Genomic DNA, 24,478 nt, shown 5'->3' on the forward strand with positions numbered 1-24,478 from the left:
GCCCACACCCACTCCCGCCCCATCAGCGGAGGCCGACCGGGTCATCGTTATCGCCCACACCCCCGCCGGAACCCTGGTGCACGGCACCACCGACGCTGATACGACTCTGCATCCGATCCTGAGGAGGCACGGGTTCAAGTTCTCCCAACGCATCGGCACCGACGGCGCCTGGTATCTGAATCGGACCTGGCGGCACACCACCCGCACTGGTCGTGTCCGGAAACTCGAAGCCGATTTCCGTCGGCTCGACGTGGCCTTCCGCACCCAGAACACCGAATACGTCCCCGATTCCGAACCACCGACACCGCCAGCACAGACCGTGTCGCCGTCGACCCAGCCCGGCACCGACCCGGAACCAACCCCGGTCACCGACGACGCTGCCCGTCGACCGGCCCGGGAATTCGAATACATCTGGCGCCCGATCACCCATCCCGCACCGTTTGCCCCGCCACCGGACCTCTACCTCTACGAAGACCTACCGACCACGATCACCCGCGCGCAGAAGGCCGGGTGGCACTTGTCGGGCGATCACTCCGAGCTACCCGGTCGGTTCACGCTACGGCTGCGCGCCAAACCTCCGCACAAACGTCACGAATTCGAACTGGTGTGGACCCGCGCCCCCGGCGATCGCCTGTACCGGTTCCAGGAGCAACTGTCCACCAGCGAGTGGGGCGAGGACGTCCGCGAACAACGCCCAGCCAGCCTGAGCGGGGTCTTCTCCTGGCTCAGCAATTCACTGTTGAAGCCGGACGTATCACTGGAGAACGATGCCGAAGTAGCGGACCGAGTCCTCGACGCGGCGGTCGCCGCCGCGATCGCCGATCCGGAAGCCGAACAGTTCCTCGACTACCCGCCGACGCTGTTCCACGACACCGTCGTCGCCCGCGCGCACCACACGATGACCAGCCACCTTCGCACACAGCTGAAGGACGCCGAGCAAGGGCGCAACACGCCCACGTCCGCAGTGTGCCGCGCACTGCTGGACAACCACCTGATACTCGACGACATCTCCCTGGTTGTCGGGGAAATACATTGGCGCACACACAACATCGCCTCGATCGGTGTCGAACTTCCTCGCACCACCATCGCCGTGGACAGCCCGATAATGTCACCGGGGCTGCGTGAACTACGCGAGGAAGAACGCGCCGCTCACCACGCACTGATCGCGGCCGCAGAGGTATCGACAGACGACCGTCCCGGCACCGCGACGAGACGCGCCCACCGCTACCTCACCGCCCGCGCCGCGAGACTGCGCGCCGAACTCGAATACGGCAAGCCACGAGCACAGCAGTCCCGAGAACGGATCACCGCCGAACTCGCCGACATCGACGCCCGGACCCGCACGCTGATCGCTCGAGAGTCCGAGGCTCCTGCGGCAGCGGACCATCCGGCTCCCCAAACCTCTACAGCGATCACCGCGCACGAGCCCCATCACACCAGCACATCCGAGCGAACCGAACCTGGTGACCGCGCCGACACCGCGGCTCCCACGCAACCGGCCGTCAACGAATCGGACAGGCCAATTCGATCCGACCCGCCGCGATCGATCAGCGACCCCGCACCGTCGGACCATGCTGTCGCCGCGTCGAACCGAGATACAAGCAGCGCCGACGGGCCGCGCACCGGCACATCGACCGATCCGAAGCAGCCGCCGCACTCGTCGACGACCTCGGGCGGGAACGATCCGGCCGAGGGCGCGGTCACTGCGGCGATGGCCGACGCGCTCGTCGCCGAATTCAGTTCCTATCCGCCGACACTGTTCGACGAAGTGCTGGTCGCCCGCGCCGAATTCGTGATCACCGACTACTTCCGAGCGGAGTTGGAGCGCGCCGTCGACACCGGCGACGAGCAGCACACCCAACGCTGCCGCGCACTGCTGTCGGACCACTCCGGCAACCGAGGGCGAGCGCGCACCGCCGCCTACGCGCGGTGGCGGGAGCGACACCCCGACGCCGACGACAGCGATCTGAGCGTGGACTCCAGCGCGGTGCAGACCCCCGACGCGCCGTTGGAACTTCTGCATCACCTGTACGCCGAGCAGACCGCCCGCACAGCGCTGGTGGTGCCCGAACAGCGGTCGCGGCAGCATCGATCACCGCTGGCCACGCGGGCACAGCACTATCTGGCCGCGCGACAGCGCAGGCTCGACGCCGAGATCGACCTCGGATACCCACGCCTGCCCGACAACCCCGCTCGGTATCTCACCGAACTCGCCGACACCGACGCCTTGGCCGTACGCTTCGCCGATCCCACAACGCTGATGGTGGATCTGGTCACCGCAGAACGGCGTGCGCTCGTCAGCGATTCGATGGCGGATCTGGGCGGCGACAACAAGCACACCCGCCGCCGCAACGAGATGGCCTATCACCGCGCCCGCGGTACCCGACTCCGCGCCGAACTCGCTCTGCTCGACGACAGCACCAACAGCGAACACGCCCAGCAACTGCGGACCTTGCTGGCCACCTCGCAGCAGCGCCGGGGGGTACTCGCCGGAGCGATCAACGCGGTAGGCCAACTCTCGCAGGCCCTGGAGGGACTTCCCCACCAGTATCTGGACACCGGCACGCAGTCGGGGCGAGAAGCCCTCGACGAGGCGGTGTACCTCGCCGCAGAGGCGCGCCTGTCGAGGGCACCGGAAGCCGAGCACTACGCCGCACAACTCGACAAGTTCCTGAAACGACGCAAAATCCCCGAAACCCCCTACGCCGACCGCGTGCGCGGCGTCCTGCTCGCGCTGCGGCCCGTGCCGCCAGGCCCCAGGCAACTGGATCAGGAACCGGCGGTGGAGGCTTCGCTGCTGATGGCCGTCGCGCGGGTGCGCGGGGTCGAAATCGCCGCACACGGCTGGTCGGACGCCGCCCGCGACCGCGGCGAACCCGCCACCTACGTCCTGGATCTGAACAAACGGCTTCCTCGGGGGACCGAACAGTTCCACCTGGAATGGGCGCCGGACGCCGATGCGGACCTGGTCATCGACACCACCCGCTCCTACATCATCGGTGCCGACCAGAACACCTCACCCGCACCGAAGTCCCGATTCGACGTTCAACAACTGCTGGTCGCGCCGACGCCGCAGGATCTGCCGGTGTTGGTGGCCGCGGAAACGCGCGCACGGATCGTCCTGGAACGGGTTCGCGCCGAACAAGCCCGAACCAGCGGGGCCGGTCGCTGGTCGCTGAACTACCTGCACACGCTCTATTTGCAGGCGCGTGTCACCCGGCTTCGCGGAGAACTCGGACTCCTCGGCACCGAACATGACCGTGACGAGACCAACCGGTCGATCGCCGAGACCGAACAGGCTCTGACCCACGTGCGCGAGGTCAATACGACTCGGGACAGGGTCGCCAATGCCCTGGGACAACCCGCCACCTGGTGGGCGATGGACTACGACCGCAACGCCGAACTGCTCGACCGGATCGACGCCGCTGTCGCCGCGGCCGCGGCCGGAGGTTGCGATAGATCGACTCCGCAATGGCGGGCGCTGGCGCAGGCAGCGTTCGCCGCGCGCGGCTCAGTCCATCGGAGCAGACCGACCGAGCGTTTCGATGAATCCAGCCGAACCAGGGCACTGTCGATCATCGAGGAAGCCACCTTCACCCACGGCGCAGCGGCACTGAATCAGGTGTATGCGGTGGGGCCGGAGACCGGAATTCCGGCCGAGCCCAGCGAAACGATCTGCCTCGCCCGCGCCCACGGTTGGCAGACCGAAGGCCAGTGGACGGTCCCCGACTCCAGCGGAGCGGCCACCTTCACCGCGACCATGGTCGACATCGCCGACCCAGCCTCCCGGCTGGAACTGGTCTGGTCACTGTCACAGGACACTCTCACCTACAACCCGGCCCGCAGCCGCAGCATCGACGCCACAGTGACACGGACCGGGGTGAGCCTGGCCAGGGCGAAAACACAGATCTCGCGCACACCCGACGCCGACCTCGGCGCCGAGCACGCACTCGATGAACACCGTTTGAGCGCGGTGTTCGCCGCAGCGATGAGCCACCGCCTCCACGGCGATGTCCTCGATGTTCTCGCCGAGCGAGAGAACCTTCACCTGTATCTCCAGTTCGCCGGACCTGCCGCCCAACAAGTGCTGATCGAAGCCCTGCACAGTTTGGGAGAATCTGTCGACGGTGCCCCACTTCCCGGCTCCGATCTCGCGGGGTTGGCCGCCGATGCGCGCCGGGTGCTGGACTCCCCCGACGACCGGGCACAGCTGGCACGTCGGGCCGCCGCCCTGGTCTGGCAGAACAGGGTTCCCGTGGGCGGGACCGCCGTTGGGGGGGTCCGGACAGAAGAACTCGACGCTCGCGGCTGGGACAGCCTGATCATCGACACCCTCGATCCTGGGCAGGGCGACCGCATCGAGGCCTCCAACATCCGCAAGTTCACCATGTCATTGCGCGTCGGCGGCCACGATTTCGATCTGGGTGCCGCCGACGGCCCGCAGGTCCGACGCGCCGACGGCACCTGGCAGCCGTTGGAGTGGCCTCGCTACAGCTCATGGCAACATGGCCAGCGGATCATGCCCGCGATCCGTGGCTACCTCGCCCCTCAATCCATGGTTCGAGAGGTGATTGCCGAAACATCCAGGCCGACAATAGAAAACGACGCATCGCCCCTCGGGACTATACCTGCCCGTGTCGCGATCGGCGACATCGCGGACATCGAGAAACTCGCCGCCGGTCCCGTCGCTGGAGTTGGCGCCGTGCCGGTGGCGGTGCCTCCGACAAGTGCGAACTCGATCGCCGAGCGGGCCAGGGCAAACGGATGGCGCGTCCACGACAGCGCCGTCGATCCCGACAACGCACGCGACTACTACCGCCTGGAGTTGGAAGCCGACACGGTGCGCGGGCACCGACGGTTCACGCTGCGGTGGCGGATCCAAAACGGCTACCCCGCCTATGATCAATCCCGGTCATTCGCAGCGCATTTGGCCGATGCTCGCGACGAGGACGGTCGACGCCCCACCCTCGAACAGGTTCAGATCGAGGTCGGCTTCGCAGCCAGCGAACTCAGCCCGCACGCGGGGGGCGCGGCACTCACCACCGCCGAGCAGGGCTTGTCCGACGCCGAAGTGCAGGCGTTGATCGGCGCCCCACTCACCGAGCCGGTTCCGCCGCCACTGGCAGCGGCCCTTGCCGTCGAGCACGCCGCCAAAGTCGCCTTGCTGGCCGGCGAACCCGACCCCAGCGATGACTGGCGAGAGGCGCTGGGCACCCAGCGCCTCTACACCGAGGCCCGCATCGCGCGCCTGAGCGCCGAACTGGACCTCGATCCGCGGACGTGGCCGCGTGCAGCAGACCGGCGTGCCAGACTGCGCGAACTCGACGGCGCACTCCAGGACTTCAACTCGGCCCTGCGCGGGTTCTCCGAATTGGGTGAGCTGGAACGACAGCGGCTGCAATTCGCCATCTCCATCCTCGGGCCCTCGCAGAGCGCCGAGCCGACCCCGGAAGTTCCCGCAGCGTTGATGGCGTTGGTCCACGCGGAGGTCGACGCGCTGGCCGCCGTGCGCGCCGCCCCCGATCCCGAGGACCGCGCGGGGTTGGTGCCGCTACAGATCAAATACAGCCAGGCCAAGATCGCGCGTCTGCACGCGATGGCGACCACCCCCGACTACGACAATCCCGTCGCGCCGCACGAATACGACACCGAAATGACCCGGGCGCTGGCCGATCTCGGCGCACAGCGCGCAGCCGAACATATCGGGTGGCAGACCCGCGCCCTCATCACCGCATCCCCTGCCATCGCGCGGTCCAGCGACACCGACCCGCGTGCGGTTCTCGACGCGGTCGATCAGGCGATCTGGTCGATCGCAGACGATCCCGACCAGGCACGCGAGACCCGTGCACAGCTCGAACTCGCCCTGTTCCGGCTGCGAGTGCCCGACACCGACCGCACCGAACTGCTGCAACAGTTCGACCACTACATCCGCGCCCGCAACCGGCCCGCCTCTGCCCCCAAACTCAGCGACTCGACAGTCCACACTCCGCCCGCCGCTGCCGAGTCCCCCGTCGAACTCGATCGAACGTCCGAGCCCGGCCAGGAAACAGGCGCGAACTCCGGCCCGTCCGAGCAGCAGATCCAGGCGGACGTCGAACGGCTCGAGGCTCGAATCTTCGAGCGCGCAGCCACAACGACGCGGCTGGTGCAGATCGCCACCGGCCCCAACACCTACGACCAATATCTGGACTTCGCTGTCGAGGACGCCACCGAGATCATCGTTGTTGTCCTGGACGAGGAGCGCGGCACCGACCCGGGCTGGACCATGCCGCCCTCGTGGTCACGCATCGCAGGACACGCGTCGATGGAGGCTCTCGCGCAGCGGGTCGCCGATGCGGTGTGGCGCACCCACCATCCCCTGCTCGCCGACACCGACGACGATGTCATCGACGACGGAGCTGGCGAGGATGCCGACTCACTCAATCCACCGACAGTGCTAGGTGCCGACCAACCTGCCGAGCCCGCCGAATCTGAGCCTGAGACCGAACTGGATCCAGGTACAGCACTGGCGATCCTGACCGAGAACGCAGCTGCCGCAGGAACTCTGGCGGAATTGTGCACGACCGGCGACGCAGAGTTCTACGGCGTTTTCGCGGCGGCCGCCGCGACCCGAATCGTGCAACAGCTGCGAGGCGAGCAATCCACCACGACGAACGACGACGCTGACCCAGAAGCCGACGAACAGCGCCTGCGCGACGCGGCCACAGTGCTGACAACCTCGGTCTCCGACTCCGAGGCAGCAGCGCAGGCGTTGGCCCGATCGGTGTGGCAACACACGACCGGTTCGGAATTCACCGGTCGATTCGACCAGGGATTCAATGCCGCCTTCGAAAGCATCGACGGGCTGGTCGACGCATTCCACGACGAGGACGGCGACGCCCGCTTCGCCTTCGAGGTCGAGGCAGCCGGACGCTACTTCACAATCGCCACCCCACAACCCGGTAGCAGCGAATACCGGATCCTCGCCTCCACCAGCGACGACGAAGTCCGTTCCAGCGCACAAGAATTCACCGTCGAACTGCCCGCGTCTTCCTCCGCGGCACAGATCCTGGACGTGATTCGCGAATTCCACTACCAAGACGCCTTGTTGGTGGCCGCCTTGGTCGGTCCCGCACTCGAACCCGCCGAAGCGACATACGCCGCTGAGGAGGCCAGTGCCCGCGGCTGGAAAGCCAACGGCGAGTTCCGCAGACCCCATCCCAGCGATCGACGCTACGAGCTGCAAATCGACAGCCCCGAGGGCCTCACGGTGCCGGTGCGGTTCCGACTACGTTTCGATCTGAAGGGCCCGTTCGGACCCTACGTCTACAACCGATCCCGATCCAGTCGCACGGTCGGCGAAGTCAAACAGATGGGGCCGAGCCTGGATGAGGTCTACGCCCACATCGCCCCCGGCGTCGCGCGACCAACCGCCACAGCAATGCCATCGGCGCGCACCCCGGCACACGGAGGCGACACCGCCGCCCCGGTTCGGTCGCCGAAGGTTCCGGCCCCAAAGACCGCAGCCCAGACCGAACCCCGACTTTCACCGGGCCCCTCGACGAGCGGGGCCGCCGCCAGCGGCGACGCGGGCCCTACCACGCGATCCGACGCCGACTCCACCTCGCCGCCCGCCACCTCGACGCAGCCGGGACCCGAGCAGGTGATGGCTACACCAGAGGTGGCGTTGAGCGCGCTGGATCGCGCGATCATCGCCCTGGTCACCGACGACTACGCCGCCCTGTTCAAGGGCAAAGGGGGCGCACAAGCCGTCGCGGCCTACGTCGCGGAGGTCGCGATGCGTCAACTCGCCCCCGGCCGCAGCCTCGCGGCGGTCGAGATGGTCGCCCGCGCACGTCTGGCCGAGCGCGGCAACGACATCCGCAAAGCCACTCAAGCCCAAGTGGCCCAACGCCAACGCGACAGAGCCCGCAATGCCGAACAGTTGCGAAACGTGGAGGCGATCGCGGCCTACCGGCAGGGCGACTTCACCCGAGCACTGTCCCTGATCGACCAAGCAGAACTGACCGACCCGTTCTGGGTCGATGACGCCGGTGGCAGCTACGCCCGCCTACGCGAAGGCATCCTCGAAGCCCAACGCGCCGCCCACGCACAAGACACCGAAGCAGAAACCGAAGACTTCACTCCCGTCACGACCACCACCCGCATCGAGCAACACCCCGACCGGCCTCCGGAGGCCGAAACCGACGCCGCCGGTGAGTCACCGGCCCGCAACTGGGTGCATCCGGGGATCGTCACCGTGCCCAGTGGCAAACGCTCGCGCGCACGAGCGAACATGAACGCCATCGAGCTCCTCACGCAGCTCGACGCCGAGGATCGCCCCGCCGACTCCGACGAAGCCCCGCAATTGGCCGCGTGGTCGGGATGGGGTGCGGTCCCCGACATCTTCGATTCCCGCAAATCCGACTGGGACGCCGACCGCGAACGCCTGCGGGGCCTATTGGACCCTGACGCCTACGACGCCGCCGCGGACTCGACGTTGAACGCGCACTACACCGATCCGACCATCGCCGCCCAGATCTGGGCCGCGATGGTCGACGCCGGATTCGACGGTGGCCGAGTGCTCGAACCCGGCGGCGGATCAGGCACCTTCGTCGGTCTGGCACCGCGCGATGCCGACATGGTCGTCATCGAGAACGAAACGATCTCGGCCCGGCTGATCCACCGCCTCTACCCCGAAGCGTTGGTGCGTTTGGAAGGTTTCCAGCACACGCACCTGCCACCGTCCTCGGTGGTGGCCGCGATCGGCAACGTCCCGTTCGGCGACTGGGAAGAGCGCGATCCGACCTACAACCCGCGCGGACACGTCATCCACAACGCCTTCATCCTGAAAGCCCTGCACATGACCGCCCCCGGCGGCTACGTCGCGATGATCAGCTCCGCGTGGACCATGGACGCCAAGAACGACCTCGCACGCACCGACATTCTCGAAATCGCCGACTTCATCGGCGCGGTACGCCTGCCCGGCACAGCGTTCACCAGGGTCGCGGGAACCCCGGTCGTCACCGACATCATTCTGCTACGCAAACGCGAACTGGCACCGGAGGACTCGACCGATCCACCCGCGCAGCCCGACGATGTGGTCGCACGCAACCGACAGTTCCAGCACTCGATCGAGCGCGAGTTCATCGATACCGTCACCGGCGAGAACACCGACCTGGCGATCAACTCCTGGTTCACCAACAACCCGCACTACGTGCTCGGTGAGATCTCGGCCGGACACGGAATGTACCGCGGGGGTTCGCTCAACGTCACCCACGAGGACCTGTCGCTGCTGCCCGGTCAGGTCGAGGACGCCCTGCGCTCGATCGTGCGTACCGCCAAAGGACAACAGCTCGGATTGACCGCGCGTCGCGGCGATCTCGCCGAACTCGCCCAGCCATCCTCAGGGTTGCTGGTGCGCGATCCGGACCAGATGTTGACCCACCCGATCGGGATGGTGCGCTACCGCGACGACACCGGATTCGAAGCGGTTACCGAATATCGCACCTGGGAACCGATCAAGGTCTTCGCCACCAGAGCCACCGAAACCCGCGCACTGCTGCACCTGCGCGACCTGGCCCACCATCTCGTGACCACTCAACGCGAGAACCGCGACACCCACGAACGCACCCAGGCGCGCAAGCGACTCAACCGCGCCTACGACGACTATGTCTCCCGTTACGGGCCGCTCAACCGCTTCACCTGGCAGGGAGGGCGTGAGCGCAGCCCCGCCGAACACGACAAGCGCTACACCGAACTGGAAATCAGATGGCGCACCAGTCACTCCGACGAGGAAAACCGGCCCTACACCGGTCCCCTGCCCGCCGAGGTTGTCGAGGAACTCGACGAGAAGGCGTGGACAGCAGTACCGCGCACCAAGAAACGCACACACTTGGAAGGCGCGATCGGCCGCGACCCGACCATGGCTTCGGTCCTGGCGCTCGAACACTTCGACGACCGGACCGGCACAGCTCTCAAGTCCCTCGTCTTCAGCAAAGACTTGGTGAGCAAACCGCGGGTGGTCACCTCCACCGACAGCCCCGCCGAGGCGCTGTCGATCAGCCTGGGCACCGGGCGCGGTGTGGATCTGGACTACATCGCCCAACTGCTCGGAGTCGATCAGGACACCGCCCGAAAACGTTTGCAAGGAAAGGTGTTCACCGACCCTGACCAGCCCGGCATTCTGATCCCGGCACCGAAATACCTGAGTGGCGATGTGCGCGCCAAACTGACCCGCGCACGCATGGCCGCCGCTGTCGACTCCGCCTTCGCCGAGAACGCCGCGGCCCTCGAAGCGGTCGCCCCGCCGTGGCGTGAAGCCCCTCGCATCAAGGTCCGGCCCGGCGCCGCATGGATTCCGGCCAGCGACCACGCCGACTTCGCCCGGGAAACCTTCGGGCTCGAAGACGTGAAAGCCTCGCGCCTGAGCGGCTCACTGCGCTTCGAGAGCAAGTCCAAGGCGAGCGAGAAGGAACGGTACTGGAGCACCAAGGACCGTAGTGCGCTGGAGCTGTTCGAAGCTCTGTGCAACAGCAGACAGATCGTCGTCAGTCACTCGAAGAAGGAGATGGACGACGGCGCTCCTCTTCTCGACACCAAGGGCACCGCCCAAGCCCAAGCCCAAGCCGACCGCATCCGCGGCGAGTTCCGTCGCTGGCTCTGGGCTGACGACCAACGCCGCGAACGGCTGGTCACGCTGTTCAACAACACGTTGAACTGCATGGTCGAACCCAAACACGACGGTCGCTCCCTGGTAATCCTGGGACTGTCCACCGAGATCACGCCCTACCGCTACCAGCTCGACGGCGCCGCACGCGGCGTCAACGAACCCACCACGCAACTCGATCACGTCGTCGGCTCCGGCAAGACCGGCACCATGCTGATGATCTCGTGGCTGCTGCGCCAGTACGGGCTGCGCCGCCAACCCTGGATCGTGGTCCCCAACCACATCGTCGAAGACGTGGTCGAGGCGTCCAAGAAGTGGTTCCCCACCTCCACCGCCCTGTCTGCGCCGCCCGGCATGGATGCCAAGGAACGACGTCGATTCGTCGCCCAAACCGCCACCAGTGACTGGGACTTCGTCATCGTCGCCGAGTCGGCGTTCGAGAAGATCGGTGTCAAACCTGCCCGGCGCGCCCGCTACATCAAAGAACAACTCGTCACCGTCGACGAGAAACTGGCCGAGGCCGACACCGGTGACGACGTTCCCGACCGCAGCATCAAAGACCTCATCCGGGCCAAGAAGAAACTCCAGACCAGACTCGAGAAACTCACCGAGGCGGTCAAGGACATCGGCCTGACCCTCGAAGACAGCGGGATGGACTACCTGCTGATCGATGAGTTCCATCGGTACAAGAACAAGGGCCGCATCTCCCCAGTACCCGAAGCCGCGCTCTCACCGGGGTCGGGGCGCGCGGAGAACATCGCGATCGCCTTCCAACTGCTACGCGACCGCGCCGCTGCCGAGGCACTGGCCCGCGCCTCGGCGCCGGTCATCGAGAACATGCGCATCGGCACCGCCGCGACCGGCACCCGCATCGCCAATGCGTTGGTCGAGGAATGGGTCCACCAGCAGTATCTACGCCCGGACCTGCTCGAAGAACGCGGTCTCGCCGATGTCACCGACTGGATTTCGGTGTTCACCACACTCAAGTCGGTTATCGCCACCAATGTCTCCGGCACCACCGTCACCGCTGTCGAGAAGATCGCCAGTTACGCAAACCTCCCTCAAATGCTGGCGCTGACCCGCGTCTATACCGACGTCGTCACCCGCAGCCAAGTACCCGCGAAGCTGCCTGCCCTCGGCGGCGGTGAACGCCGCATCATCGCCTTCGACCCCTCCCAGGAGATCAAGGACTTCATCTCCGATCTCGACTACCGCCTGTCGGTGCTCGAACCGGACGAGACATGGAAGGACAACCCCCTCAAAGTCCTGTCCGACGGCCGCAACGCCGCCCTCGACGCGCTGCTGGTCGGGCTGGAAGCCGAACTCACCCACACCCGCGCCTACGTCGTCGCCCGGGAGATGCTGACCCGCTACCACGCCACCAAGAACAACCGGTACCGCGCTCCCAACGGCGAACTGCATCCGGTGCCAGGGGCGTTGCAGATCGGGTTCTGCGACCGTGGCACGCCCACCGGGGTCGCTAAGGATCGATCGCTCTACGTCACGCTCAAGAAACTGCTCGTCGCCGGGTTGCCGGAGCTCGGGCTCGATGGCATGCCCGAGAACAAGATCGCCTTCATCCACGACTTCGCCAAACCCTCGCAGAAACGTCAGCTCACCGAGGACTGCAACAACGGTCACTTCGCCGTCCTGCTCGCCAGCACCGAAAAGGGCGGCACGGGGATGAACATCCAGACTCGCGCGATCGCCCTGCATCACATCGACGTCCCCTGGCGCCCCGACGAACTCGAACAACGCGAAGGCCGTGTCATCCGCCAACACAACCAGAACTCCACAGCCGACGTCCTCGTCTACGTCGCCGAGGGCACCATTGACGCCTTCATGTGGTCCAAAGTCCAGCTCAAAGCCGAATTCATCGAGCAGGCCCGCACCGGCACACTCGATCTCGACGAAATCGAACAGTTCGACGAAGGCGACCTCGCACAAGCCGCCGCCTTGACCAAAGCGATCGCAACCGGCGACCCTCGCCACGTCGCGATCGCCGAACTCGAACAGATCGTGAATCGCCTCAGCAACCTCGAAGAAGCCCACAGCGAGTCCGTACAGCGCGCACGTTCGTGCATCACGTCCCTGCCACGCGAGATCCGCCGAGTCAAACGCCTCATCGACACCGCCACACCACATCTCGCGGCCGCCGCGGTGTGGGCGAACCAACCCGGCATCATCGGCGTGGACGGCGTGGAATTCGATGACCGCGGCAAGGCCAACAGAGCGCTACTGGCCGCCGCGCGGCAAGCCTTCCTCGAAGCCGATACGGCCTACAAACGAAACCGCCGGATCGCCGACCCCCGCGCGATCGGCACCATCGACGGCCATTCGATCATCGCGACGCTGGATCCGGCCTACTCGGTGCTGTATTTGCAGATCGGAGACCTTCCGGTCAGTGCCAGCATCGAGCGCGAAAACCTGTTCCCGCAGGCCAAGACAGCCGACAACAACGACCCTGACAAGAAGAAAGCGGCCAAGCCCCCGAACGATGCGGACACCGCGCGTGGGTTGACGACGCGAATCTCCAACGCCTACACCAGACTCGACAAGAAGGTCATCGAGCTACGCGCCGACGTGGAACGGAAGACCTACGAACTCAACTACTCCAGCAACATTGTCGACAATCCGTTCGAGCAGATCGACGAACTCGTCACCGCCAAAGTGGAACTGGTCAAACTACGGCTGGAGGTCAACGCTGCCCACGACTCTCCCGAGGCTGTCGCTGCCCGCGCAGCCCAGCAAGAGCGACTCCTCGCCAAGGGGCGGCTCCCGGGCTGGTCGCTGTATCTCAACCCCACCGAAGCAACCGTGCGTGATTCGTCCTTTGCCACCAGAGAGCAGTACATCGCCGCCGCCAAAGCCGACATGGCCGAGCGCGCCGCAGCTTACGCCGAGAACGCCGACGTACTACCCACCGGCACCAACGACCCCGCCCACCGATCGGCACCGGCGCTGCCGCCAGCCGAGAACCTCGTGATCGACGCAGCCGTCACCGCGACCGAACCAGCCCGGGACGAATCGAATACGCCCGCAACGAAGCCCCCCGCGGCGTCACCGCCACCGGTGCGCGCCACCGCTACCCTGGATCCTGCTGAACGCCGCCGCATGATGGCGCGGCGGCCAACGCGCGCCACCCACGGCCCCAAACTCTGACGCACGGATTCGCGTATAATACGTTGTTTATGTATAGTTGATTGTCTGGCGCGGAATCTGTCACAACGAGACCGGCGACAGTAAAATCAACCCACACCGATCCGCATGCGGGTCGGTCATGCGAATCCGGGGGTTACTCACAATGGTGGAAGCGGTCGTCATCGCGGTCGGCTGCATGCTGGTGCTCGCGCTGCGATTCCCGGTCTTGGCGAGGTGGGGCGGGTTCCTGCTGGTCGTGGATTCGGTGGGATCGCTGCATCCGCAGCTCGGCCACGGCGTTCTGATCTCGCTGATGTGGCTGATCGTCGGTCTCGCGGTCTGGCTGTACGGTCACCTCATCGAGGCTTACCGCAACGGCTTCTGGCGGTCATGGCTGGCGATGCACGCCTTCCGCCTGCCGATGCTCAGGGTGCTACGTCCCGCCTTCGCCTGATCACTCACCCGGCCCCTCGGGCAACCGAAATCGCCGATTCCTTCGGCTCGCCTGACACTGTGATTGCATTCCAGCTCTAATTGGGAGGCAACTGCCTGGGTTGTTGTGTCAGTTCCATCCGAAATACGAAGGCGTCGTAGCGGTCTCGGGGGAATGAGATCTCCGACAGAGCCAACACGCTGTCGTCGGGACCCAGCCATTGCCGACGCACTGTTTTGACGAGGTCGCCCGGACTCGTGCGGAGCCAAGCTGCGTGTGCCTCCGACGGAAGCCGGTCGGCCACACACTCTTCGAGTACGGTCGCAGCAGATAAATCGGGGGCGCCGGTCGGCCGGTAGGTGTCAGAGATGGAGACTGGTCGACCATCCTCGGTTGTGCGCGTGACGGTGTGAATGACGCTGTCGCCTATGGCGATAGCGAAGGCATCCGCAAGTTCTGCCGGAGCTGCAACATGCCGGCTCTCACGTTCTGCGCGTGCATCACCGGCCGATTCTCGGCCGCATGCATCTTCGAGCCCTTCCGTCTGGAGCTCGGGGGCAACGCGGACGAGGTTCGGGTGATCCGTTACAAAGGTTCCTCGGCGGGGGACCGTGCGTACCAGTCCTTGCCGTTCTAACAGCTGGATGGCTTGGATAATGACGATCTTGGATACGCCATGGCGAGTTACCAACTCGTTCAGGCTGCGGAACTGGGTACCGGGTTGAAGCGATCCGCTGCGGATCATCCGTGCGTACTCCGCTGCGATGGAGATGTAGGCGGGCTCTCCCACGCGGTGCGCCTCCTCCGGGGCAGTCGCCTATCTGATTCTTCTCAGCATACACAGCTGTGCATGTACAGTCATGCTAGCTCGCGTAGTCCGCAAGTCATCATCGAGGTCAACACTGCTGCACGCCACCTCGCAGTTGGTGAGCAGTGCGGGCATGGGCAGTCAGCCGACGGTCTCGGCAGATCAAGCTCTACGAACGCGGGGAGGCAGTCGACTGTCCACGGCACAGACCCCACGGCCGCAATCAGGTTCGGCGACAGTGAACTTCGTGTTGGAGACCGCGCGATGCCATTGTGAATCCTAGGGTCGCTGGGCGGTGGGTTGAGCGCGGCTGTTCCATTCTATGAACTCGACGTCGTGCTGTTCTGCCCATTGTCTTGCCCGTGGCTTCTGTGGGTTCATCATCTCGGTAGCGACGATGGCACCGTCCTCGGCGAGCCATGATGGTTCGAGGACACCGAATCGTTGCAGGATCCGAGACGCTACCGTGTAGGCGACCCGCAGTTTGCTCTGAGTCGAATCGATTTCTTCGAGGTGGGCGGCTACCTCGATGTGTGGCGGCCTGTGTACGATCCGTCGTCCGCGTCCGGAACCGTGGCCCGTTTGGTCGATCAGCCGCACGGAGATATCGAAGTTCCCTTTTTTGTCGGTTCCGATAATGCCAGCGTTGATCGTGGCATTGCCCCATCGACCGTTGCGAGAAGTGGTCCACGCGAGCAGATGTACGGTGAGCGCCGCCAGCGTATCGATCAGCGAATCCTCATCGAGATCGCAGGGCGCCGTCGGGTCCTCGGATGCATCTCGCATGTTGATCGCCGCGTAGCCCGACCCGTTGGCATGCAGTTCTCGATACGTTGTCGCCGCGCCCGGGGCGAGGACATCGTCGCCCATGTCGAGCAGTTGGGTGTAGACAAGCATTCCCATCTCGGGGAATGCGTTGTCCTGCACTGCGGGTACCAACCCCAGGACACAATCGGGGAAGGTGGCGTTGTTGTCCCAGTCCTTGATCTCTTGCTGGGTGCTCGGTGTGAGTGCGTCGTCACGCGGGGCGTCGGGCACGATACTCACTGCGGCCCAGATGTTATCGCTGTGTTCTCTGACTCGGGCTGCCCCTTCCTCCCATACGCGGGTCACGTGTTGGCGGCGAGTTTCCAGCCCGCGACTTCGCTGCCCGTACAGCTCTGCCACCTCGTGCTCAGCCATGGCGCGGATATGACTCTCGCCCTCGGCGCGCACGAAGTAGTAGAGCTGTCCGCGGCCGCTTTTCCCGGTCTGCGACAGCACGGCATGAGGAGCGCTGGGGCTGGGGGGAACTATCGCGACGATGTAGAAACCCGATCGGTCATCGGTCCGCACAGGGAACATATCGAAGCGTGGTGTCGGTGAGCAGTACCGTCGAATGTCTTTGCGGTACTGCTCGATCAGCTTCGCCGGATCCCCGTCCTCGAAAGGACGCAGGCGTCCGGGAAGCTCGCCGGAGTCCTCGACGCCGTAGATTACGATCGCACCTCGGCTGTTGGCAGGCGCGCAGATGTCCTTGGCATGTTCCTGCAGTGGATTCCAAGGGTATGGCGGCGGGTCGGTCGGCGCTTTCGGGGAGATGCGCTCGAGATCTCGGCGGCTCTTGTACTCGACCTGCATGGCTTCGTCGGGGTACTCGGCGACGATTTTCTCGATCCCCTGTGCGGTCAAGCCGTTCTCGTCCAGAGGGGCACCGGTGATTTGCTCGAGGTCACGGTTGCGCCAGATCGCTGCCATGCCGGTAGTTTGTCATCACGATCGGAATTGTGGCGAACGAATTGAGTGGCCCCGAGGGCTGGTCGATCCGCGCCGTGCCGACGAACGGTACACAGGCGCACAAGGTCCCGCCGAAAGGCGTTCATGGTTCGACGCGCTCGGTCTACATGCCGTCGCTCCCGTCGTCGACTGAGAGGTTTAGCGATCTGTCGACCGAGGCTCACGAGTCGTAGTTGCAGCCCGGCGGGCTGTTCGCGTCCCGAAGCCTGGCCGCGTGGCTGAAATCCGGTGTCGGGTTTCGGTGCCGCGTCGCTGAACTGGCCTATCCCGCCGATTGCGAATCGTGTTCGAGCGGGGGCTGACAGAATCGGAGCCGATGAACGCGAACCTGCTGGACGAGTTGATGGGTTGGCTTCCTGACGAGCTGTGGTCTGAGGTGCAGCAACTCGACGGCGAGAGTCGCCTTGCGTGGCATTTGGCCACCGCGCCCGAGGAAATGCAGCTCTCCGAGGCCGATTCGGCTGGCTCTGAAACCGCGACCCCGCGGCCACCACGCCGCAAGATCGTGTTGAACAACGATTGGGCTCTCGAAGTCCTGATCGGCGCGCCGGACCTTACTGCCCGGATCATGCGGGCCGCACGGGCGGAATCATCTCCCGAAATCCGAGTGATGCCCCGCAACAGGATAGGGCTTTGGCAAGCAGCGATGAAGGCCTGCCCGCTAGAGCTTGAACGCTTTCTGCTCGAGCGCAGTGCCGATCTGCTCCCTGAAATAGCGGACTCGGACCTGGTGTGGTGGGCCCGCAAAGCCGACGAGATTCCGGATGAACTGCTGACAGCACACGAGGTTGCCAGGGGGCTACTTGAGGCAAAGATGCGTGTCGACTACTTCGACCGCCGCCGCGGTATGAGTGTTTCGGAGCCGACCCGCGAAGACGAACTGTCGTCGGATGTCGCGCGGCTGATCGCTGCCACAGTTGCTGTTGCACAGTTCCCGAGCCTCAGCCGCACCGGAATCGAATCGGGAGCGATGCGGCGACGGTTTCACGAAGCGGTCGAACGCCATCCCGATATCTGGGCGCAGACTCTGCCGTGGTTGATGCAGATTCTCGGCTCGAACAATGTCGAGCTGACCGAGGGCACAATGCGTGCTGCTGCGCTCACTCCTGCCGTGCGCTCCACACTAGAGGGCGTCGTCGACGACCCGTTGAACTACGGCATCCAGACCTTGGCGGATGGTCTTTTGTGTTTACTCGACGGCCTCGACCGGAACTCTGCCTACGCCTTTCACACCAACGCTCTGGCCCGCCTTTCCGATCGCCGCCGTCCGGTCTTCCCTAGGCCGCTCGCTCCGCCGACCGCGACGTGGCTTTCCGACGGTGAGGTCGAGCAAGGCTTTCACGACGCAGTCCACTCCGCCGCTGACGAGTTCGGCGGAAAGTTCATCAGCCAACGATGGTCGGAAGAAGAAGGCCATGTAGGGCGCTTGATGGAGATCATCGAGAACACCCTCCGGGACCACCATCAACTGATCGTCGCCGACCGGGGCGACTATGCCTCACCGGTCGAAGTGGTAGGAAAGTATCGGACGATATCCAAAACCGAAGAAAGTTCCGTGCACGCCGACCTGGCGCTTGTTGTCCATATCGATGTTCATCAACGGCTCGAGATCGTCTTCGCCGAGTTCGTCCAAGTCAAGAAAGCCAACCTGTCCGCAACTAAGACCCCCACCACCACCGCATGCACATGGACGATAAAGATCGACCAATTGACCGGGGTGCTCGCGACCAGCCCGACTGCGGCCTACTGGTTGATCTGCGAGGATGGGGAGGTGTTGGCTGTTCCGGCGAAAATTCTGCACGCCATAATGACAGCGACCGAAAAGGGCGACCAGCAGACATTCACCCTGCACTACTCCGACGTGCGGCACTCCGTCGTCAGCCTCGCCCACTATCTCACCTATCTCGCCGTCGGTGCCTGGACAGGCTCGGCAGATATCGAGTCCGTTGGCCTGGCCGGAGGCCAGGAGAACCGAACCACCACTGCCCGAGCGATATTCGATCTGACGATCCGATGGGGACGGGAGTTGAATTAGCCTCGACAGTCCCGCAAGGGTTGGAGTCGCTGGATTTGGCCGCGCGGAGGGTCGGTGAGTGGTGAGTTGATCGCCGCCAGGATGCTCAAAGCCGTGGTCGCCGTGTCCGGTTCGCGGCCCCTGGCGTCGGTGGTCGGGGTGGCTTTCGAGGTTGAGTAGTCGATGTGATGTGCCGGTACGTCGATGGCGAAGGCTCGGACCTCGGGTTTGGGTTCGGGTTCGGGTTCGGGTTCGCGGTCAGAATCGTGCGGCGGTGCTGCTCGGTGTCCTGTATGGCGGCGATCAGGTGATGGAAGCGTTCGGGCTCGTCGAGCGCAGACACCGAATCCAGTTCGTTGCGCAGTATTTCGACTCGGGTCAGGAGATGCCCGGCGGTGATCATCGTGAACACCGCACGCAGGTATTTCCCTGGCTCGTCACCAGGCAGGTGCAATGTCTGCACCGCGAGTTCGGTCGCCGGGCCAGTGTCGGTGCCCAGATGCGCGGTGACGGCGTTGACCCATGCAGTGGTGTCGGCAGGGGCGGATCGCGCCCCACCCAGGCTGGCGATCGCACTGTAGAGCAGTGAGTAAACAGGCTGGTCGAACACCTCCGGCGGCAGTTGATCGAATCCGTGCTCAGCAGCGAGCGCAGGTTTTTGCAAGGCAGCCTGTAGTGCGGTTCTCTGCCACCTGTACTTCTCGTCTCCCGGTGCGCGTGCGCGTTTGGCAGGCTGATTGCGAGCGGATTCGGCGGTCGGGACGGTGCTGTCGGTGGGGCTCGCCGCGACGGCGTCGGGGTCTACGCCGACCCATCCGGCGAGTTGGCGAGTGTACTCGCTGCGGGTGATCGGGTCCGGGAGTTGGTGCAGCAGTGTCGTGCCGTGGTGGACGGCGGCGATGCGGCCTTCGACGGTGGTGATGTCGTGTTCGGCGATCGCGGCGCGCAGGACGTATTCGATCAGGGCGGTGCGGGCGAGGATCAGTTCGTGCAGGCCTTCGTCGCCGTCGCGTTGGCGTAGTTCGCAGGGGTCGGTTCCGTCGGGGGCGATCGTGACCGAGGATCGCCCTGGGGTGTTCTTCACGTGGGTGAGGGCGCCGGTGGCGGCTTTGATGCCTGCGGCGTCTCCGTCGAAGCAGTAGATGATCTCGGCGCGCCAGGGGGCGTCGTCGGCCAGCATCCGTCGCAGGATGTAGTGGTGGTGTTCGCCGAATGCGGTGCCGCAGGAGGCTACCGCGTTGGTGATACCGGCGGCGTGCATCGCCATGACGTCGGTGTACCCCTCCACGATCACGGCTTGGTGGGTGTCGCCGATGGGACGGCGTGCGTGGTCGAGACCGAACAGGACATGAGATTTCTTGTACAGCACGGTTTCTGGGGTGTTGAGGTACTTCGCTTCCACACGATCGTCGTCGAAGAGACGACGCGCGCCGAAGCCGAGAACTTCGCCGCTGGCGTTACGGATCGGCCAGAGCAGTCTGGCGCGGAAGCGATCGATCGGGCCCCGCCGCCCCGGCCGGGACAGCCCGGCGGCTTCGAGTTCCGGTAGCGAGAATCCCTGTTGTAGGAGGTGTTTGGTGAGTTCGTCCCAGCCGGTGGGGGCGAATCCGCAGCCGAACGCGTCGATGATCGTCGCGTCGAAGTCGCGGGAGGTCAGATATTCGCGGGCGGTCGCTGCCTCGGTATCGGTGCGGAGGCGGGCGGTGTAGAACTCGGCGGCCGCGGAGTTGGCCGCGACCAGGCGTGCGCGGGTTCCGCGCGCAGACTCGGTCGAGGGGCCGCCGCCTTCGTAGCGCAGTCGGTACCCGATACGTTGGGCGGCGAGGGCGACCGCGTCGGGGAATTCCAGGTGTTCGATCTGTTGGAGGAAGGTGAATACGTCGCCACCTTTTCCGCAGCCGAAGCAATGAAACAAGCCCCGGTCGGGTCGTACATGGAACGAGGGGGTCGCCTCGATGTGGAACGGGCACAGACCCTTGAGTCTGTCGGGCCCGGCGGGACGTAGTTCGAGGTAGGCGCTCACGACGCGGTCGATCGGCGAGGCGGCGCGTATCGCGGCGATCTCACTGTCGGGGATCCGCCCGGCCCGGCTCATAGTCGCGGCCTGCGACCACCGGTGTGCGGAGGCGGAAGCCGACGCAGACCGGTTCGATTGCTGTTGAGGGCTATTCGTGGCGCGGGGCGAGGTGGCGGTGCCGCATGGGCAGGTGGATAGTTCGGCGAGGTGTGGACGGTTTCTGTTCGGAGACCGTCGTAGTGCACCCCGAGTACTCGTGCGACCGTGACCCGAGTGTTGTTGAACGGGCGCTGATTTCGGGCGTATTTCATTGCCGCGTCGTGGTCGGTGTGGAGGGTGACCAGCGTGCCGGTTGTGCTGATCGCGTTGCGCAAGGTGACGATGTAGTCGCCGGGCTTGGCGATCGGCGGGCCCTCGACTATGAGGGCCGCGAGTTCACGCAGTGCGCGGGCATCGGCCCTCTCGTAGGAACTGGGCGGGTATTCCGTCGTGGCTTGACCGGTGGGGTCGAGGCCGAACTCCTCCGTGTCGACGGCGTTGGCGCGTTCGCGCAGCGTGGCGGCGACCTCGTTCAAGCAGATACGCATCGCGGCGCTGGTATCGGCGTGTGACGCCGGACTGAGGACCGTGCCGACATCGAATCCGTAGCGCCGAGCGAGGTCGTCGCGGCCCAGATGGGTTGCGGCGAATCGATACAACTCGTGAGCGGTACGCAGGTCGCCGGACCGGGACGTCAACTGCGTCCATTCGCCGTGTGAGGTGTGGGCCTGGTAGATCCCGTCGCGGCGATGTTCGAGCCGCAGCCCGGCCTCACGCCATTGCGCGATGGTGTCCAACGCGATTCGTGTGGCGTCGGCAAAGGTGGGAACTTCGCGGTCCGCGGCCCATCTGTGTTCGGATGCGACCTTGAACCCGCAGGCTGTCGACAGGTCGACCCTGACGGATTTGCCCGCGAACACGACGTAGCGTGTGTTGGCGTCGTAGTAGCTGCTGTGCACGGTGACGCCTTGCGGTAGTTCAACGCCGCTCAGATCGAAGGCGTCCAGGCCGTAGCGCCAGTCAGCGAAGTCCGACAGTTGTGGCGGTAGCACGATATCGGCGGCGTCGCGCTGCGTGCTCTTAGCGAACAGGCGGTATTTTTCCGTAGAGCTCATGGCTGTCTGGGTGGCGATGACTCGCTGGATGTGCGCTCGCTGGGCCACGATGAGTGGATAGTGCAGATCGTTGTCGGAGTTTCTGGGGTTGCCGCGGGCTGTCCAGGTCAGCTGGTGCAGCCGCGCCAGATCCTCGATCGTCGGTGGCGTGGCGTCCTCGTCGGTCTGGTCGCCGATAACGATGCGGGTCCGCTCGGCGAGCTCCTCGATGCTGGGCCATGCGAACACCGGGGTGTGCTCGGACGCGGGGTCCTCGGCGATGGCGGCGAGGGTGCGGTCGATGGCCTCGCGGTACTCCGCTGTCGTGGACACGATCCGGCGCAGTGTCGCCAGTCGCTCGGTTGCCGTCGCGAAGTCGGATCGGAGTTCGGGTGGGCGGGGCTCCGGTAACGAGGCGTGGACGGCGAGCAGTCGCCGGTACTGGTCGATTGCTATTTGCAGATCCGCCAGCACGAACCCGGAGGTCGGCACTCGTGCCGGCTCCGGTGGCACTGGCGGGGATCCTGTGGAAGTGGGGTCGGTCATGGCGTGTGCTCCTGACTTGTGCCGTGGTCACCGCGGCAGTTGCGTGGTGATGTCGAGGGGAGGCAGGGTGGCGATCGTGTCGGTGCGTACGTCGCGGTAGGTCGCGCCGGTGGCGAGGGCGGAGATCATGTCCTGCGCGTCGGGGTAGGCGAGTACGGCTTGGCGGGTCCACCGTTGCGGGTCGTGTGGGTCTTCGAGGTAGGTGCGCACGATCCATGCGCCGTTCTCGGGCCGCAGCAGCAACCAGTGCCGTAGCGGCTGATCGGCGAGCACCCACGGCGGCGCAACCGGTTGTGGTGGAATCGGATCGAGGTAGTCCGGGGACGAGGGCAGGACGCACCGCGGATTGAGCTGGATATCGAGCAGGGTCGTCAGCCATGCCTGTTTCTGCGGGTCGCTGAGTCGGGGGTGGCCCCAGAGGTGGTCGCGCAGTGATTCGTAGTGGTCGGCGGCGATCGGCGCGGCCCAGCGCCGTCTGTAGGGGCTGGCCTCGGCAGCGAGGACGGTGAGCAGTTGATACAGGTACAGCAGCTGATGCAACTCCTCTCGTGACAGCGGCTCGATGCCGAAATTGGTTGTCAGGTCGCCGAATCGCTGATGGATGGCGACAGAATCGGGCAGTGCCAGGCTGCGCTGGGGCCACAGGCGCGGACGGTCACCGGATTCGTTGAGACACCATTGGACGCGCACGTAGTCGCTGCCGGTCCAGATCGAGAACGCGTCGAGCAACGCGCGTGCACGCAGGGCGAGCGCGTCGAGGGCTCGGCGCACCGCCGGGCGCGCGGAATCGGGGAGTTGATCGTGCACGAGCAGTAGTTCGTCGTACTGTTCCAGAGCCACGCGCAGATCAGCGCGCGGGAATCCCGACCCGACTACCCCGGCCGGTGGATGGATCCGGTTGGGGTTGCCGTTGGATTTCCAGAATCGGCTGCCGATCAGGCGGGCATCGGAGTTGGCCATGCGCAGCCACACCCGCAGCGCGGAATCGGCCAGATCCTCCACGGCGATCATGGCCGCGATCTCGCGGCCGAGAGCCTGCATCCGGTGTTCGTCGTCGAACGGGAAACGGTGGTCGCCCCTGGCGACCCGGGCGACGACGGCTTCGTAGTCCTCGATGAGCCAGTCCAGGCGTTTGGTGTCGACGGCGCCGATTCCGGTGAGCAGCGTGCCGTCGTAGACGCGGGACTCGCGTAACCGGGCCGCCAACTCGACCGGTTCGGCGATCACCGACACCACGATCGCGCCGCTGTGGGTGTCGGTGACGGTCGCCTCCAGATCGAGGGCGTCGGCATGTTCGAGCGGGCAGGTCTCGGCGTGGTCGGCCAGCCATTCGCGGGCGTGACGCAGGCTGGCGAATCGTTCGTCCCGCGCCTGGATCGAGGCGACGCCGCGGGGTGCGTCGAGTTGGCGAAGCGTCGCCCGGTACTGCCCGTCCGGCACGATGAGGGTGGCCAGGTCGGCGGTCTGCACCCGGGCGAGTAGGTCATCGCGTTCGCCCAAGCCGCCGGTGACATCGAGGTACTGGCGTAGTTGGATCCGTTGGTCGAGCAGTGCCTGATCCGGTGCGCTCCGGTAGGTGGCAACGATCCGCTGGTAGCGTTCGACCAGGCCGTCCAACCCGTCCGCCACGTCGTCGGGAACAGTCAGCGTGTCGCTCCGGCGAGAAACAGCGGGGACGCTCATGATGGTCTCCAATCAATGGAATTGCTTGTTGTGCAGTGTGTTTGCGGGAGCTGTCACATTCGGCGGCGCTGCCCGGAGGGCCGGAGTCGGGCGGCTCGGAGGGGGCGTCGCGGCGGTTCAGTCTTCGCCGGCGCGGCGGCGGGGGCACTGAACGCCGGGCGACGGCCGCCGGTGCCGCTGCCGGAGCCGGGCGCGATTGTGGTGCGCGCGGGCGGGGTGGCGGGTGAGGAAGGTTCGGTCATAACGGTGTCTCCGGGACGGTGGGTGAACGACCGGTCC

Annotated in this window: 8 protein-coding genes; 3 read left to right on the top strand and 5 right to left on the bottom strand. The window is 65.4% G+C overall.

All coding sequences use genetic code 11. From position 1 onward, the window contains the following. Window positions 1–76: 76 nt before the first annotated feature. Together JZ792_RS35610 and JZ792_RS35615 are read left to right on the top strand one after the other, a co-directional pair. Window positions 77–13,810 (top strand): DUF8437 domain-containing protein, encoded by a 13,734-nt coding sequence (locus tag JZ792_RS35610; RefSeq protein WP_216917304.1) that lies wholly within the window; start codon window positions 77–79, stop codon window positions 13,808–13,810. 142 nt (window positions 13,811–13,952) lie between these two features. Next, the gene (locus JZ792_RS35615; RefSeq protein ID WP_216917305.1) at window positions 13,953–14,243 is read left to right on the top strand and encodes a hypothetical protein; all 291 of its coding nucleotides are present in this window, start codon (window positions 13,953–13,955) and stop codon (window positions 14,241–14,243) included. A 76-nt stretch (window positions 14,244–14,319) separates the two neighbouring features. On the opposite strand, the gene JZ792_RS35620 is transcribed toward JZ792_RS35615, so the two are convergent. Further along, window positions 14,320–15,012 carry a GntR family transcriptional regulator gene (locus JZ792_RS35620; protein WP_216917306.1) on the bottom strand — a complete coding sequence of 231 codons (693 nt, stop codon included), beginning with the start codon at window positions 15,010–15,012 and terminating at the stop codon, window positions 14,320–14,322. Window positions 15,013–15,309: 297 nt separating this feature from the next. Then, the gene (locus JZ792_RS35625; protein ID WP_216917307.1) at window positions 15,310–16,767 is read right to left on the bottom strand and encodes an AlbA family DNA-binding domain-containing protein; all 1,458 of its coding nucleotides are present in this window, start codon (window positions 16,765–16,767) and stop codon (window positions 15,310–15,312) included. A gap of 355 nt (window positions 16,768–17,122) precedes the next feature. Between JZ792_RS35625 and JZ792_RS35630 the strand changes: the two genes are divergently transcribed. Continuing rightward, window positions 17,123–18,841 (top strand): hypothetical protein, encoded by a 1,719-nt coding sequence (locus tag JZ792_RS35630; RefSeq protein WP_216917308.1) that lies wholly within the window; start codon window positions 17,123–17,125, stop codon window positions 18,839–18,841. Between the two features lie 85 nt (window positions 18,842–18,926). On the opposite strand, the gene dnaG is transcribed toward JZ792_RS35630, so the two are convergent. From dnaG to JZ792_RS35645, 3 genes are all read right to left on the bottom strand, one after another. After that, window positions 18,927–20,915, bottom strand: a complete 1,989-nt coding sequence (dnaG, locus tag JZ792_RS35635; RefSeq protein ID WP_216917309.1) for a DNA primase — start codon at window positions 20,913–20,915, stop codon at window positions 18,927–18,929. Next, a complete protein-coding gene (locus tag JZ792_RS35640) occupies window positions 20,912–22,462 on the bottom strand; it encodes a hypothetical protein (RefSeq protein ID WP_216917310.1) in 1,551 nt (516 codons plus the stop codon). The genes dnaG and JZ792_RS35640 overlap by 4 nt, the downstream gene beginning before the upstream one ends. Before the next feature lie 81 nt (window positions 22,463–22,543). After that, a complete protein-coding gene (locus tag JZ792_RS35645) occupies window positions 22,544–24,199 on the bottom strand; it encodes a hypothetical protein (protein WP_216917311.1) in 1,656 nt (551 codons plus the stop codon). Between the last annotated feature and the right edge of the window lie 279 nt (window positions 24,200–24,478).

The organism is Nocardia noduli (assembly GCF_019038455.1).
In the GTDB taxonomy this organism is placed as follows: domain Bacteria; phylum Actinomycetota; class Actinomycetes; order Mycobacteriales; family Mycobacteriaceae; genus Nocardia; species Nocardia noduli.

What these genes read in the sequence shown, in the direction of transcription:
- JZ792_RS35615 (WP_216917305.1), top strand. Translation starts at nt 13,953, where the DNA reads ATGGTGGAAGCGGTCGTCATCGCGGTCGGCTGCATGCTGGTGCTCGCG.
- JZ792_RS35625 (WP_216917307.1), bottom strand. Translation starts at nt 16,767, where the DNA reads ATGGCAGCGATCTGGCGCAACCGTGACCTCGAGCAAATCACCGGTGCC.
- JZ792_RS35630 (WP_216917308.1), top strand. Translation starts at nt 17,123, where the DNA reads ATGAACGCGAACCTGCTGGACGAGTTGATGGGTTGGCTTCCTGACGAG.
- dnaG (WP_216917309.1), bottom strand. Translation starts at nt 20,915, where the DNA reads ATGAGCCGGGCCGGGCGGATCCCCGACAGTGAGATCGCCGCGATACGC.
- JZ792_RS35645 (WP_216917311.1), bottom strand. Translation starts at nt 24,199, where the DNA reads ATGAGCGTCCCCGCTGTTTCTCGCCGGAGCGACACGCTGACTGTTCCC.